14 protein-coding genes are annotated in these 13,637 nt (G+C 41.1%); 8 read left to right on the forward strand and 6 right to left on the reverse strand.

Annotated features, from left to right (window positions below):
* Nucleotides 1–3: 3 nt before the first annotated feature.
* The 6 genes from ispF to JCM15907_RS04605 all read right to left on the reverse strand — a co-directional run bounded on the left by ispF (nucleotide 4) and on the right by JCM15907_RS04605 (nucleotide 6,330).
* A complete protein-coding gene (gene ispF, locus JCM15907_RS04590) occupies nucleotides 4–492 on the reverse strand; it encodes a 2-C-methyl-D-erythritol 2,4-cyclodiphosphate synthase (protein WP_148297468.1) in 489 nt (162 codons plus the stop codon).
* 4 nt (nucleotides 493–496) lie between these two features.
* Nucleotides 497–1,675, reverse strand: a complete 1,179-nt coding sequence (porV, locus tag JCM15907_RS04595; RefSeq protein WP_025842895.1) for a type IX secretion system outer membrane channel protein PorV — start codon at nucleotides 1,673–1,675, stop codon at nucleotides 497–499.
* Between the two features lie 147 nt (nucleotides 1,676–1,822).
* Complete coding sequence (locus JCM15907_RS12975; protein ID WP_159099910.1) at nucleotides 1,823–1,999, reverse strand: hypothetical protein; 177 nt, start codon at nucleotides 1,997–1,999, stop codon at nucleotides 1,823–1,825.
* Between the two features lie 32 nt (nucleotides 2,000–2,031).
* Nucleotides 2,032–3,663: a type IX secretion system sortase PorU gene (gene porU / locus JCM15907_RS12200; protein WP_081773794.1), complete on the reverse strand. Its 1,632-nt coding sequence runs from the start codon at nucleotides 3,661–3,663 to the stop codon at nucleotides 2,032–2,034.
* Nucleotides 3,660–5,309: a C25 family cysteine peptidase gene (locus tag JCM15907_RS13650; RefSeq protein ID WP_159099911.1), complete on the reverse strand. Its 1,650-nt coding sequence runs from the start codon at nucleotides 5,307–5,309 to the stop codon at nucleotides 3,660–3,662. Before JCM15907_RS13650 ends, porU begins: the two co-directional genes overlap by 4 nt.
* A 154-nt stretch (nucleotides 5,310–5,463) precedes the next feature.
* A complete protein-coding gene (locus JCM15907_RS04605) occupies nucleotides 5,464–6,330 on the reverse strand; it encodes a GIN domain-containing protein (RefSeq protein WP_025842896.1) in 867 nt (288 codons plus the stop codon).
* A 435-nt stretch (nucleotides 6,331–6,765) separates the two neighbouring features.
* Between JCM15907_RS04605 and JCM15907_RS04610 the strand changes: the two genes are divergently transcribed.
* From JCM15907_RS04610 to JCM15907_RS04650, 8 genes are all read left to right on the forward strand, one after another.
* Nucleotides 6,766–7,827: an agmatine deiminase family protein gene (locus tag JCM15907_RS04610; RefSeq protein WP_051522384.1), complete on the forward strand. Its 1,062-nt coding sequence runs from the start codon at nucleotides 6,766–6,768 to the stop codon at nucleotides 7,825–7,827.
* A gap of 4 nt (nucleotides 7,828–7,831) precedes the next feature.
* Nucleotides 7,832–8,719, forward strand: coding sequence for a carbon-nitrogen hydrolase (locus JCM15907_RS04615; RefSeq protein ID WP_025842898.1), 888 nt, complete (start codon nucleotides 7,832–7,834; stop codon nucleotides 8,717–8,719).
* Between the two features lie 18 nt (nucleotides 8,720–8,737).
* Entirely contained in the window at nucleotides 8,738–9,559 is an 822-nt protein-coding gene (zupT, locus tag JCM15907_RS04620; RefSeq protein WP_025842899.1) for a zinc transporter ZupT, read from the forward strand.
* Between the two features lie 190 nt (nucleotides 9,560–9,749).
* Nucleotides 9,750–10,289 (forward strand): phosphoribosyltransferase, encoded by a 540-nt coding sequence (locus JCM15907_RS04630; protein ID WP_025842900.1) that lies wholly within the window; start codon nucleotides 9,750–9,752, stop codon nucleotides 10,287–10,289.
* The gene (locus JCM15907_RS04635; RefSeq protein ID WP_025842901.1) at nucleotides 10,286–10,855 is read left to right on the forward strand and encodes an adenylate kinase; all 570 of its coding nucleotides are present in this window, start codon (nucleotides 10,286–10,288) and stop codon (nucleotides 10,853–10,855) included. Before JCM15907_RS04630 ends, JCM15907_RS04635 begins: the two co-directional genes overlap by 4 nt.
* Before the next feature lie 19 nt (nucleotides 10,856–10,874).
* Nucleotides 10,875–12,032, forward strand: a complete 1,158-nt coding sequence (gene obgE / locus JCM15907_RS04640; protein ID WP_025842902.1) for a GTPase ObgE — start codon at nucleotides 10,875–10,877, stop codon at nucleotides 12,030–12,032.
* Nucleotides 12,033–12,036: 4 nt separating this feature from the next.
* Nucleotides 12,037–12,720, forward strand: a complete 684-nt coding sequence (locus tag JCM15907_RS04645; protein WP_025842903.1) for a B3/B4 domain-containing protein — start codon at nucleotides 12,037–12,039, stop codon at nucleotides 12,718–12,720.
* 41 nt (nucleotides 12,721–12,761) lie between these two features.
* Nucleotides 12,762–13,622: a glycosyltransferase family 2 protein gene (locus tag JCM15907_RS04650; protein ID WP_025842904.1), complete on the forward strand. Its 861-nt coding sequence runs from the start codon at nucleotides 12,762–12,764 to the stop codon at nucleotides 13,620–13,622.
* Nucleotides 13,623–13,637: the final 15 nt, after the last annotated feature.

Below are 13,637 nucleotides of genomic sequence, written 5' to 3' on the forward strand. Positions count from 1 at the left end.
TTTCTATTCAGAATCTTGATACAAAAGTACCGTTGCCATAGAAGCAATTCCTTCTTTTCTTCCCGTAAAACCAAGGTGTTCGGTAGTAGTAGCCTTTACAGAAACTTGTACTTCTGAGCCTAAGAGTTGAGAAAGTACTTCTTTCATCTCTATGATGTAGGGTGCCATCTTGGGGGCTTGCGCTATGATAACTATATCAACATTGCCTATCCCCCAACCCTTTTCGTGAAGCAAATTTACAACCTTTTGAAGTAAAATCCGACTATCAATCCCCTTGTATGTGTTGTCACTCGGAGGAAAATGATACCCAATATCCCCTAAAGCAGCAGCTCCTAAAAGAGCATCCGATAAGGCATGCAGTGCAACATCTCCGTCTGAATGAGCCTCTAAGCCCATCTCGTAGTCGATTTCTACACCGCATATTTTAAGAGGAATATTAGGAGACAGACGATGTACATCGTACCCTATTCCAACAGAAAAAGGCATCTTCATAGCTTTATCGGAGAAGGTTACGGATACCGTCCATGTCAAACGAAAGAGTAAAGCGCAATGTTTGGTCCAAAGGGTTGCTTTGTACAGTAGAGAGCAGATAAGAGGCGTCTATACTAAAGACATTCATTTTGAACCCTGCTCCTAAGGTAAAGTACTGCAAGTTCCCTTTGTTAGGGCTTTGATAGTGATATCCTGCACGTAGGAAGAAGCGATTGTTATAGCTATACTCTCCTCCCACACCTAAGCTAATCTCTTCTAATTCTTCCTTGAACCCGCCTGGAGCATCTCCAAAAGATTTGAAGATACCTCCAATGGATGATGTCTTTTGATACTCATCCCATCGTTTGGCTGAGCCTTCAGGATCTTTCTGATCTTTTTGAGGAGGAGTGGGAACTAACAACTTGTTCATTTCAAGATTGAGAGAGAAAGCATTGTAGTCGTCAAAAGGATAAAGGATACCTGTACCCAAAGACATATTGGTAGGGATAAACATTGAGTTACTGGAACCTCCATAAGAAATCTTAGTTCCGACATTTTTTATGTTGAACCCAAAAGTCCACAAGGGTTCTGAGTCTCCTAATACAAAGTATTTGGTTAAATAGCCTGCAATATCTGCGGCAAAGGCATTACCTGCACTAGACTCTCCCGTTGCTAAGTTTTGGTCACTGCGTATATATCGAAGAGCGACAGCCATAGAGTAGTCTGGGGTTATTTGTAACGAGTAGCCGAAGTCTACTGCAAATTCATTAGGGTGTGCTTCTCCGAGAGAGCGAGCCAATTCGTCAAATTGCTGAATAGCTCCCAAAGAAAAATATCTGAGAGATGCACTTAGTGCTTGATTACCCTCAGCCCCCAATTTATAGTAACCCGACAGCTCCATCAACTTAATGTCTCTAACTAAGTTAGCCAACCATGGAGTGTAAGAGAATGTTACTCCTGCTTTGCTACTTAGAAAAGCATATTTAGCCGGGTTGTAGTACTGAGAGTTTACATCCGGTGTGGTAGAGACTCCCATATCCGCCATACCAGCGGCTCTTGCACTGGGAGATATTTGAAGAGAAGGGACTGAAGTTGTAACAGCATTGAAAGTTCTCACTGTGGTTTCTTCTTGGGCATACAAAGAGATGAATGATGCCGATAGAAATGCCCCTAAAAGGAGATTTCTCAATATTCTTTTACTCATTGTCTTGGATCTGTTTTTAGGAGGTAGAGTATTCGTTATACTCCACCTTGGTTGTACAAAAGTAATTATTTCCGCTTGTTTAAGAAAAGAGTTATTCTTCTTGTGTATGTATACCTTTCATCAAAAGAGTATGTACTTCATCCTTGTTTAATCTACAATAATCATTTTACCAGGAGCGGTCGCACTTTTTCCATTTCCTCTTGTTATGGTCCACCTATAGAGATAATGCCCTGCTGGAATGGTAGTCCCATACGATGTTGTAGGTATCCACGAGAGTTGTATAGGTGCGTTTACTCCTGCCTGTACTTGTATAGACTCACTCATAGATACTCTTTTTCCCGTGAAGTCAAATACTTCTATGTAGCTAGCATACTCTCTCCCGGATTATCTGTATGGAGTTCAAATGTCATTGGTTCTCCTCGTTTGGCTGGAGTGGGGTAGAGGCGGACTTCGGTGGCCGTAGGAGGTAAATCTTTATTCACTCTAAACTTGAAAGAGTGTCGAGTTACATTATTAAATACATCCCAAACAGTTAGGGTCGCCGTATGATCGCCCTCTTCAAGAGTGGGTAGCATATAGATTATTTCTCCTTTTCCAGCCTCTGTATCCGAAGCTGTGTAGTAATTGTTAAGATTGTAAGAAAGGTCGAAGCGATTATCTATAACCAAGGTAATATCGTGTCCTACACCGCCTCCTGTTATGTTAATACCATTGAGGTCGAAAACCCTTGCTACCAATAGAGGAGTACTGCCAACAATAAAGTTATCCTTTAATGAAGGAGTATTGAGATAACAATACTCAATCAAAGGTGGCGTTGTGTCTGTAATCTCTTGTTGGGGCGCACCTTCCACTACACGGATAGAACGATTTACTCCCATAGCCTCCAGAGACAAATCGGGGGCATAGGCGTAGAGATTTATCTTCCCTTTTAATTTACTGTAAGAAACATCTTTGGGTACAATAAAGGAAAACTCAAAGTAGCCGTTTTTTATGTATGTATTGCCTGCGTAAATAACTCCCGAATAGTCTCGGTAGCTCATCGTTTTTTCAGAATCGGGAGGTACGTTAGAGGGATGTACTTGTTTATCTTCTCCTCCATCAAAGACTGTTATGTACAATTGTCCTGAAAAATTACCATCTACACTGCCTTCTATGTCTTGTATAAAGCCTTTAATTACTACTTGTTCAAGAGCTTTTAGGGCTATCTCTTTACCTGAATCTAAATTGTGATCATTAATAGTAGATATAATCGCTCTTCGAGTGGGCATTCTAAGATGTAAGGCAGGATCTCCTATAAGCATAAAGTTGAGTTTGTTGATAGTATCATTCCCTCCCCTTTCGTTTTTGGCGTTACGGAGTATGTTGCCTAACTTTTGTGTAGTGCCTTGGTGATTGTTCCCGAAAAGACTTTTGAGCATAAGCTCATTTAGTCTTTGGTTGTCTATATCTAAGACGACACGTGTGGTTGTGAATAGAGCTATGGCTCCGCTCGTTTCATTCAAAAAAGCTATTTCTCCTCCCGAGGTTTGAGTATTGTCGAAGTTACAAAAGTCACACGTGGCTGTTATCCAAACAGGAAGGTGTTTGTATTTGAATTGTTGGATATCGTTTAGGGTCATCAACTGTTCGTCTGCCCAAGCGGTAGGACTACCGTGTCCGATATAATTGACGAGAAGTGTACCCTTTTCAAAAGCATCGTGAAGTTGTCTTTTGGCTGTAGGAAATGTGGTAAGCCCATTTTCGGTTTTTTTTGCATGAGCATCCATATAAATCTTATTGATAATCAATTCGGGTTGTAGACGTTCGGTCAAATTAGCCAATTCATCAGCATTATTTAGATGCGAATACACCCCTGGATAATCGGCATTGTCTGCGACAAAAGTTGCTCTTGTTTTCCAAATCCCTAAATCTCTGTTTTCGGCATAGGCAATGGTTTTGTCTACTGCTATTTTTGCCTCCGATAATGTACGTACGGGGAAACGTCCTATGCTATATTCAACTCTTTTTGTCCATTAGTTTTTGGGTCTTCTTCTTCCAGAAGTTTACCGAAATAATCATCATTGGTATAGCTGTAGATGTTTAATGAGTTGACACTTTGGTAGGAAAGTAAGAACTCTGTGTTTAGAAATGCAGGTTGTTTCCAATCATCAGATAGCTTTCTGTTATCTGCTGCTCCATCTCCAAAGAGTAAAAGCTGTATGGGACAATAAGTTTCTCCCTGATGCTCTCTCTGCCATTTATCGTAGAAGTGTTTTGCAATTAATCGGTAGGCTGTTGCATCTGGTGTGCCACTTGAGAATTCGTTAAATACCTCTTCTTGCGTTACGACTAAAGTGGGCATGGCGTCATGCTCTCGGTGAAAAAGCCCTAATCGTTCTGCTTCTGAACGTAACTCTTTAGTGGTAATGATAATGAGAGCAGGTGTGGCTACTCCTCGTATATTTTGATTTTTTACAGACTCATTTTGGGAAGGTTTAAAGGCATCTTGCGGACGTAGGGCTATGAATTCTAAGGGCAAACCGTTTGAACCGAGTGTGTTGGAGGTAAAGGTTTGTGAAGAGTTGTTTTTCTGTGTTTTAACTAAGGAGGCTACTCCTTTTTCATCAATTGCAAATACCAATCCTTCATTACCTAATTCTGTTATCTTAAAAAGTAGGCTTTCATTATCCTCTGTCCAACGTCTGATGTGCATTTGCTCTCCCTGCTGATAAGATAAAGATTTTCTACTTTGCACTTCGATATAATCTAAGTAGGCTGGATCTCCAGCAGGCGAATAGGTAACTTCTAAATCGAATCGACGCCCATCGACTTGCGCTGTAGCTCCGCTTCGTAAGTGATAAATCCCCGAAAGGTAAGTAGAGTAGGAGTAGTCTTCGCTTAGGCTTATAGGATCTTTCTCAAAAACCTTACCGTTTATAGCTAATGACAACTCGCCTGAAGACTGTTTCTTTGGTAGAGCCGTATAGGCATAGTTTATATTTAGGGTATTGTCTACTCTTGGCGAATTCCCCAAGTCAAAAGATATACGACGAGGCTGACCGTTGAGGAACGACTCTCCAAAAAGCAGTCTACCCGATTGTTTTAGAGTTCGTAGCTCTTGCTCATGAAGGTATAGAGCATCGTAATACTTAGCCTCTTTTGGAGTTCCTGTAGTTGAAAGTTGAGCCTCCTGCATTGTTTTGACCCCAGTAGAGGCATTATCACTAAGGAAGAGATAACCTTTGGTGCTATAATGATTGGTAACATGTCTGTAAGATTTTCTTACAGTATCGTAATACCACTGAATCGGACCTCTTCCATAGAAGTAGATAGCATTGTTGTAGTGATATACTGGAGCTGCAGGAAGATCGGCAGGAGGAGCTTCCTTTAATTTTTCACTTAAGAGAGCGCCTCCGTAGCCGTATACCCCCACCTTTTCAGGGTTTGAAAAACCTATTTTTTTGAGTTCATCGTACGTAAGAGCATATATTCCAGTATTTTCTATTGTTATTTTCACCCACTTCCCCTCACTGAGAACAGATTTCTCTATACCATTCGTGTTTTGTGCAGAGAGCGTAATAGGAAACAAAATGCCCCAGACTCCCACAAATCTCCATAGAGTAAACAGCAGTAGAACAGGTTTTGCTATGTTCATTTTCATCATATCACACAACTAACGTAACGAAGATAGTGATTATTGCTTAACTCTAGGCTATAGAGGAAAAATAAAAACTTACAGATGGGGAATTTGTTATCCCCCTATCTGTAAGCCCTACAAATTATTTATGTTATAAACCTGTGAAGGTTGATTAATTATGCCTTGTTACCGAAGAGGTTCTCGAACTTTTTTGATGCACTACGTTTGCATCTCCATAAATGTCGAGAGAAGAAGCCCCTGATAGGGTATAGGATATTTGTCTTCCAGCATATACTTTTGAAGAGGAGGCCCCGCTCAAGTCTATATTTGCTTTCTCCGCATAAAGTTTTTTTGCCTCTATATCCGAGCTCCCAGAGGCGTTTAGGGAAAGATTTTGGCTATTCCCTCCTATTTCTAAATTGGAAGCCCCCGATAATTGCAAAGAACATTTGTCATTATTCAAAAGCTGTACATTGGCTTCTGAAGCCCCTGACATACTAACTGTTGTACTTTTGCTTTCAAAAATACCCGAAAACTCTGTTGCTCCTGAAAGAGAAATAAAAGTCTCAAGTGCATTAGCTTTCAAATCTTTGAGTTCGGTTGCCCCACTCATTCTTATAGAAAGGTTGTCGCTTTTCCATTCTCCTACAAAAGAAGCTTCGGCTGCTCCAGAGAGCTCTATTGCATCAATACGTGGGGTTGATATTTTTACTAAAATTTCCGCCTCTTTGTATTGATATTTGTCATCCATGAAGAGGAGTAGCTTGTGTCCTTTTTGCTTCATCTGAACAAAAGGCATAATGTTTTCGTTGGCAGAAATTTCAACAAATTGTACATCACTTTGAATTACTTTTATCTCTACTATAGAGCTTGCCTCTATATCTGTGATTCCTTTCACGTTTTCATGCCTAACGGTTACTATATTACGCTCTCCGATGATTGTTTCTTGATTCATTAAAACACAAGAAGGGAGGGTCATAACGAAAGAGAGCAGAAGTGTTAGATACTCTACCTTTCTAAGTCTTTTAGATGTTCTCATAGGTTTCTTTAAAATATTTGTTGTGAGTTGTAGAATAATTAACGTATGTACAAAGGTATATAAAAAGGTATATAATTCAGAAAGAAAATACAGAAAGGTTATGGATATTTCCCAAAATAGCTCTCTTGAAAATTTTACCTTATAGAATGGGTATTGAAAAAACGTAACATCGAGTGAGGTATAATCCTTTTGAATGTTTGCACAGATGGTTTATGAGTTTTGCACAGATGGTTTTAGATGTTGCCTCTATAGGTTACAAATGGAGAGCATTGTGTGGAGTTCAAAAGTCTATTTTATGATCTTTTCTTCCGACTATTCAGAATACTACGCTCAAGGCTTTTTAGATACTCTATTGGAGAGGAATTGCTTGAAATGTCGATAAATACCTTTTTCTTGTTAGAGATATTTTTTTGAAATATTGAGTACTTTCGTGCAATGAAACATTTGTTGCCAATAGAGAATGGGTTGCTCCCAGAGTGGGTAGAGCAAGATGCTGTGCTGATTGCTTGGCCTCATAAGAATAGCGATTGGAACTCGATGCTTGACGAGGTGGAGAAGACTTATGTTGAGCTCTCACAAGCCATATTGCGCTATGAGAAACTTGTAGTTCTATTACCCCCCGAGGATATAGGTATTGCTTCTCTTCTGCCTGAAAATCATCCCAATCTACACATTCTCCATATGGAGACCAACGATACTTGGGCGCGTGATTATGCTCCTCTTTCTTGTCTCAAACGAGGTAGGAAAGTGATTGTAGACTATAGGTTTAATGGCTGGGGACAGAAGTTCGCTTCCAATTATGACAACTGGGTAAGTCGTAAACTCTATGAGCAGGGATTTTTTGCTCCCGATGTCGAGTGGAGCAACAGGCAGGATTTTGTTTTCGAGGGCGGTGCCATAGAATCCAATGGAAAAGGAGGCTTGCTCTCTACGGAATTTTGTTTGATGGAGGGCAATCGTAACCCGACGTGGTCAAAAGAAGCTATTGAGCTTGATTTATGCAGAGAATTGAACTCGACTTCTATATATTTGCTCTCCGAGGGTGCTATTATGGGCGATGATACCGACGGACATATTGATACATTGGCTCGTTTTATAGACGAGCAGACTATAGCTTACGTAGCACCAACCGATGCAGAGTCGTTCAATTATACTTATCTGTTAGCTATGGAACGAGAGTTAAAGGAACTACGTCAATCTGATGGGGTTACTCCTTTTCGTTTAGTTCCCCTTCCTGATGCTGGGTCGTTTTATGATGAGGAGGGAGCCCCAATGCCTGCAACGTATGCTAATTTTCTCTTTGTCAACGGAGCTTTACTTGTACCTATTTATGGAACATCTCGAGACGAAGAGGCTATAACGGTGTTGCAGAGGGCTTTGCCTGAACGAGAGATTGTAGGGGTAAATTGTTATAATTTGATACGTCAGCATGGGAGTTTGCATTGCGCTACAATGCAGTTCCCCAAAGGTTTTTTGAATCCAAAATTTTTAGCTTGAAACTATGAAAGTCGGCATAATACAGCAAGCCAATACTTCTAATAGAGAAAATAACAAGAATAGATTGGCAGAGCGTATAGGGGAATTAGCCCAAAAAGGGGCAGAGCTTATTGTGTTACAAGAGTTACATAATGGACTTTATTTCTGTCAGGAAGAAGATGTGGCTATTTTTGACCAAGCAGAAGAGATACCAGGACCCTCTACAGAGTTTTTTGGAGCGATAGCTCGAAAGTATAGTGTTGTGTTGGTTCTTTCTCTCTTTGAGCGTCGAATGGCGGGGTTGTATCATAATACAGCTGTTGTCTTGGAGAGAGATGGGTCTATTGCTGGTCTTTATAGAAAGATGCATATACCCGATGATCCTGCCTACTATGAAAAATACTATTTTACTCCTGGAGATTTAGGATTCAATCCTATCGAAACTTCTGTGGGTCGTTTGGGGGTTTTAGTGTGTTGGGATCAGTGGTATCCAGAGGCAGCAAGAATTATGGCTCTTCGAGGAGCCGATGTCTTGATATATCCTACAGCTATAGGAACAGAGAGTACAGACCCATTGAAAGAGCAGGAAAGACAGTTAGAGGCTTGGCGCATTGTACAACGTGGTCATGCCGTAGCCAATAACTTACCTGTTATCTCCGTAAATAGAGTCGGGCATGAGAGCGATCCTTCGGGTAGGACTAATGGAATACAGTTCTGGGGTAATAGTTTTGTTGCAGGACAGCAGGGGGAGTTGCTTTGTTTGTTGGGAACAGATGAGGCTATGGCATGTGTTGAAGTAGACCTTAAACGAACGGAGCATGTACGTCGCTGGTGGCCTTTCTTCCGAGATCGTCGCATAGACTATTTTGCGCCTTTGCTCAAAAGGGCAGATTGTGATAAAAATAGGATATAGAGAGCTTTATTTTGATCTATGGACCAGCAAGTTTTATTTGCCTTTTTACTAACCCTTTTTGCAGGAATTTCTACAGGAATAGGTAGTATTATTGCCTTTTTTTCCAAGAGAACAAACACTTCTTTTCTGTGTATTTCGCTGGGTTTCTCTGCAGGAGTAATGATATATGTCTCTTTTGTTGAGATGTTCCCAGAGTCTTTGGCTATGTTTAGCCGCATCTATTCTCCTCGTTTGGCAGCTACTTACACGGCACTTTCTTTCTTTGGAGGTATTTTTCTTATTGCCTTAATCGATAAGTTAATTCCACAGAAGGAAAACCCCCATGAGATGCACGATGTGGAAGAACTCGCACATCCTTCTCAAACAACGAGTATGGGCAAAAATAAAGAGCGCAAACTTTTACGTGTAGGTTTGTTTACGGCGTTGATTTTAGTAATACACAACTTCCCAGAGGGTATGGTTACTTTTCTTTCGGGGATGCAGGATATACGTATTGCTGTACCTATTGCTTTTGCTATTGCAATACATAATATCCCCGAAGGAATATCGGTTTCAGTACCTATTTTCTATGCTACGGGCAATCGTAAAAAGGCCTTTTGGCTCTCTTTTTTGTCGGGATTGGCAGAGCCCTTGGGCGCACTTTTCGGCTATCTTATATTAGCCCCCTACTTAAATGACACCATTTATGGTATTATTTTTGCGGCTATTGCTGGTATTATGGTTTATATTTCTCTGGACGAACTATTACCTGCTGCAGAGGAATATGGTTTGCACCATCAAGCTATTTATGGGGTGATTTCGGGTATGTTGGTAATGGCAATTAGTCTTCTAATTCTTTAGTGTAAAGAGAGTTGCACAGAGTATTTCTTACCTTTAAGTCTTTGAAGAAAAGAAGTTGAGGTTTCTCTCCTTTCTTTATGAACAATATTTCTCTTGGAAGTAGAGTTGTTTGAGAAAAGTATTTTCCTCTTATTAGGGATTTCTTTTTTTAGTGGGAATAATAGTACCTTTGCCGAATGAAGCAAGTCTTATGGAAACGATAGAATTATACGGAAAAGTATTTGAGTTATATCTGACATACGAGCAAATAGACAAGGCCATACGAGATATGGCAGCTAAGATTGCCAAAGATATGGAGGGCAAAGACCCTCTTTATGTTTGTGTTATGAATGGAGCTTTTATGTTTGCCTCCGAATTGTTGGGCTATATAGGTGGAGATTGTGAGGTGGCTTTTGCCCGTTACTCTTCTTATCAGGGTACACAGTCAACCTACAACCTGAAAGAGATAATGCCTGTAACAACTCCTTTGCAGGGGCGTACAGTGGTAATTTTAGAAGACCTCATAGATACGGGTTATACCATGAGTTGCGTTAAGGACTTGTATTACAAGCAAGGTGCCACCGAGGTTTTCATAGCCACAATGCTTTCAAAGCCTGCTGCTCTTAAGTGTGCTGTGAAGTCTGACTATGTGGGCATAGAGATTGCCAATGACTTTATTGTGGGGCATGGGTTAGATTTTGACGAGCGAGGCCGTATGCTTCGTGACATATATAAGATAAGAGAGTCATGATTAATTTAATACTCTTTGGTCCTCCAGGATCTGGTAAAGGCACACAAAGTACTGCTCTTGTGGAGCATTATGGACTAAAGCACATTTCAACGGGCGAAATCCTTCGCAAGGAGATACAGGAGGAAACCGCCTTAGGGCAACAGGCAAAAGCCTTGATGGATAAAGGGCAGCTTGTGCCTGATGAGATAATTGTAGCTATGATTGAAGAGATTGTGGCGCATCACAAAACGGTAAAAGGTTTTATCTTTGACGGTTTTCCGCGTACGGTAGCTCAAGCTGAAGCCTTAGATGCTTTACTTAGTCGTAATGGACAGCATGTTTCTCAATTGTTAGAGCTGGTTGTACCCGATAATCTTCTGGTGGAGCGTTTGTTACTGCGTAAGCAACAGGAGGGGCGAGCAGATGATAATTTGGAGACTATTCAGCATCGTCTGAATGTCTATCACACACAAACAGCTCCTATAGCAGCTTATTACAAAAATCAAAATCTATCTACCTCCATCGATGGAGTAGGTACTGTAGGAGAAGTTACGGCACGTTTGTTCGACGTAGTAGATACTCTATAACGTAATACATTAAAACTCCATGGCCGAAACGAATTTTGTAGACTATGTGAAGATTTATTGCCGTTCAGGAAAAGGAGGGCGAGGCTCGGCACATTTTAGAAGAGAAAAATATATTCCCAAGGGTGGCCCCGACGGAGGCGATGGAGGTAATGGAGGCAGTATCTATATCAAAGCCAATCGTAACTACTGGACTTTGCTCCATTTGCGCTTTAATAGACATATCTACGCTCCTTCGGGAGAGGCTGGTTCTGGTGCGTTAAAAACGGGAACATCGGGAGATGATGTTATCATAGAAGTACCCATCGGAACCTCTGTGTATGATGCCCAAACGGGAGAGTTTATTCTTGATGTTACTCAGCATGAAGAGAAACGCCTCCTTTTGGCTGGAGGTCGTGGGGGTAAGGGTAACACTTTTTTTAAGTCCGCTACCAACCAAGCACCTCGTTTTGCTCAGCCTGGAGAGCCTGCTCAAGAGAGAGAAATCATTCTACAGCTTAAGACTTTGGCGGATGTTGGGCTGGTGGGGCTTCCCAATGCCGGGAAGTCTACATTGCTAAGTGCTATAACCTCTGCCAAACCAAAGATAGCAGACTATCCATTCACCACATTAGTTCCCAACTTAGGCATCGTAGGGTATAGAGATAATCGCTCTTTTGTGATGGCAGATATTCCTGGAATTATCGAGGGAGCTTCCGAGGGTAGAGGGTTAGGATTGCGCTTCTTACGTCATATAGAGCGTAACTCAATACTTCTCTTTATGATTCCTATTGATACAGACCATATTTATAAAGAGTATCAAGTCTTGCTTAATGAGCTTTTGAAGTATAACCCAGGGTTGGGGGATAAGCGTAGGATTTTAGCTATTACTAAGATAGATTTGGCGGATGAAGAGTTGATTAAACTCGTTGAAGAGGAACTTCCTGATGATTTACCTCATATATTTATCTCTGCTGTCGCCCAGAAGGGAATAACAGAATTGAAAGACCTTCTTTGGCAAGAACTCAATAGAGAAATGCCTTATGATAATACCGAGTTGGTACGTCAAACAATGACAGTCGAGACTTTACACGATGATGATACTCTTTTCTCTAAGGAACTTCCCGAAGAGGAAGATGATGAGGACGAACTTCTCGAAATAGAGTGGGACGAAGATATTCAAGAGGATATTGGTTTGTGATACTATGGCACGAGAGATTCGTATAGAGACTTCTTTTGCAGAAATATTGCCAGACTTTACAGTAGCTGTCTTGGAAGCAGACATAACCAATAAGCTTGTTGATATGAGTCTGCAGAGAGAATTGAATCGCACCATAGGCATCGTGGCTCTCTCTGGAGGTGTGGATAAGATAAAGGATTTGGAGACCATAGCCTCTACACGAGAGGCGTATAAACGTTTGGGGAAAGATCCGAATAGATACCGTCCAGCTGCAGAGCAATTACGACGACGCATACTGAAGGGTTTAGGTCTGTATACAATCAATCAGTTAGTAGATATAGGTAACTTAGTTTCTTTAGAAACAGGCTTTTCTATTGGAGTTTTCGATGCAGACAAGGTTGGACAACATATTTTACTGCGCCAAGGAAAGGCAGAGGATGATTTCGAAGGCATCGGTCGAGGTACACTTAATGTAGAAAACCTACCCCTTTACGTAGACGAAAATGCTCCTTTTGCCACTCCTACAAGCGATGCCGAGCATACAAAAGTCACACTTTCGACAAAACGGACATTGGTCTTTATCAATAGTTATCTTCCTAAAAAGGAGGAAAATATGATACTTCTTTCTGAAGCTCTGGATATGCTCAAGGAGCTTCTTGTAAAGCATGTAGAGGCCCAAAATATAGAGCAATGGTTCGTAACCTCTTAATCTTGTTTACTTAAAACTCATTCTTATAGTTTCTCCTTGTAGTGAGTATTCCCTCTTCGCATACCTATCGTATAGCCGCTATTACCATGGCTCGTAATGATCTCTTTTTTTTAGAGAGATGGATTGCTTATTATGGTCGCGAGTTAGGCGAGGAGCATCTCTATATTTATCTCGATGGTGAAGATCAACTCCTACCTTCCAATATGGGGAAAGCTAATATTAAACATTTTCCCCATAAAGAGTTAGCGAGAGCAGAGGGCGATAAGTATCGTATTGGATTGTTGAATACTCTCAAGGACGAACTTCTCTGTAAGGGGTATGATATGGTGATTGGAACTGATGCCGATGAGTTCCTTGTCGTAGACCCAGCTCGTAAGCAAAGACTTCGAGATTTTCTATATCAGCATCGTTCGTATGCTACTATTTCGGCATTAGGTTTAGACTTGGGACAAAAAGTGGGTATAGAGCCTAACTTAAATCCCTCTCTTTCTTTGCTCAAACAGAGAGGTTATGCTGTTCTTTCTTCCCGTTATACCAAAGCTTCTATTCTAACACAGCCTCTACGTTGGGGGTCTGGTTTTCACCGAGTAAAGGGTTCAAATTTCCATATACTTCCAGATTTTTACTTATTACATACGGGCTATTGTGATTGGGAGCGCATACAGAAACGTTTTGCCGATACGGCTCGAATAGAAGGCGGATGGGATGCGCACCTCAAAAGACGTGCACGTACCATTTATTATGTAACGCATCGTAAGCCTATACGCGCCGAACATATTTTCAAAAGAGCTCGTTTGTTGCAGTCGCTGTGTCGCCCTTTCTATGCGCTGAATAAGCCTATGATGCCTACTCCTGCTCTGGTTGTGGCATTGCCTTCTCGTTTTCAAACTGTCGAAATCTAATGTTCTCTTTATAGT

The sequence above is a fragment of the Porphyromonas gingivicanis JCM 15907 genome (assembly GCF_000614585.1).
Classification (GTDB): Bacteria; Bacteroidota; Bacteroidia; order Bacteroidales; family Porphyromonadaceae; genus Porphyromonas; species Porphyromonas gingivicanis.

Coding starts and splice junctions, on each gene's coding strand:
- ispF (WP_148297468.1), bottom strand. CDS start 492: ATGAAGATGCCTTTTTCTGTTGGAATAGGGTACGATGTACATCGTCTG.
- porV (WP_025842895.1), bottom strand. CDS start 1,675: ATGAGTAAAAGAATATTGAGAAATCTCCTTTTAGGGGCATTTCTATCG.
- JCM15907_RS12975 (WP_159099910.1), bottom strand. CDS start 1,999: ATGAGTGAGTCTATACAAGTACAGGCAGGAGTAAACGCACCTATACAA.
- JCM15907_RS13650 (WP_159099911.1), bottom strand. CDS start 5,309: ATGAACATAGCAAAACCTGTTCTACTGCTGTTTACTCTATGGAGATTT.
- JCM15907_RS04605 (WP_025842896.1), bottom strand. CDS start 6,330: ATGAGAACATCTAAAAGACTTAGAAAGGTAGAGTATCTAACACTTCTG.
- JCM15907_RS04610 (WP_051522384.1), top strand. CDS start 6,766: ATGAAACATTTGTTGCCAATAGAGAATGGGTTGCTCCCAGAGTGGGTA.
- JCM15907_RS04615 (WP_025842898.1), top strand. CDS start 7,832: ATGAAAGTCGGCATAATACAGCAAGCCAATACTTCTAATAGAGAAAAT.
- zupT (WP_025842899.1), top strand. CDS start 8,738: ATGGACCAGCAAGTTTTATTTGCCTTTTTACTAACCCTTTTTGCAGGA.
- JCM15907_RS04630 (WP_025842900.1), top strand. CDS start 9,750: ATGGAAACGATAGAATTATACGGAAAAGTATTTGAGTTATATCTGACA.
- JCM15907_RS04635 (WP_025842901.1), top strand. CDS start 10,286: ATGATTAATTTAATACTCTTTGGTCCTCCAGGATCTGGTAAAGGCACA.
- obgE (WP_025842902.1), top strand. CDS start 10,875: ATGGCCGAAACGAATTTTGTAGACTATGTGAAGATTTATTGCCGTTCA.
- JCM15907_RS04645 (WP_025842903.1), top strand. CDS start 12,037: ATGGCACGAGAGATTCGTATAGAGACTTCTTTTGCAGAAATATTGCCA.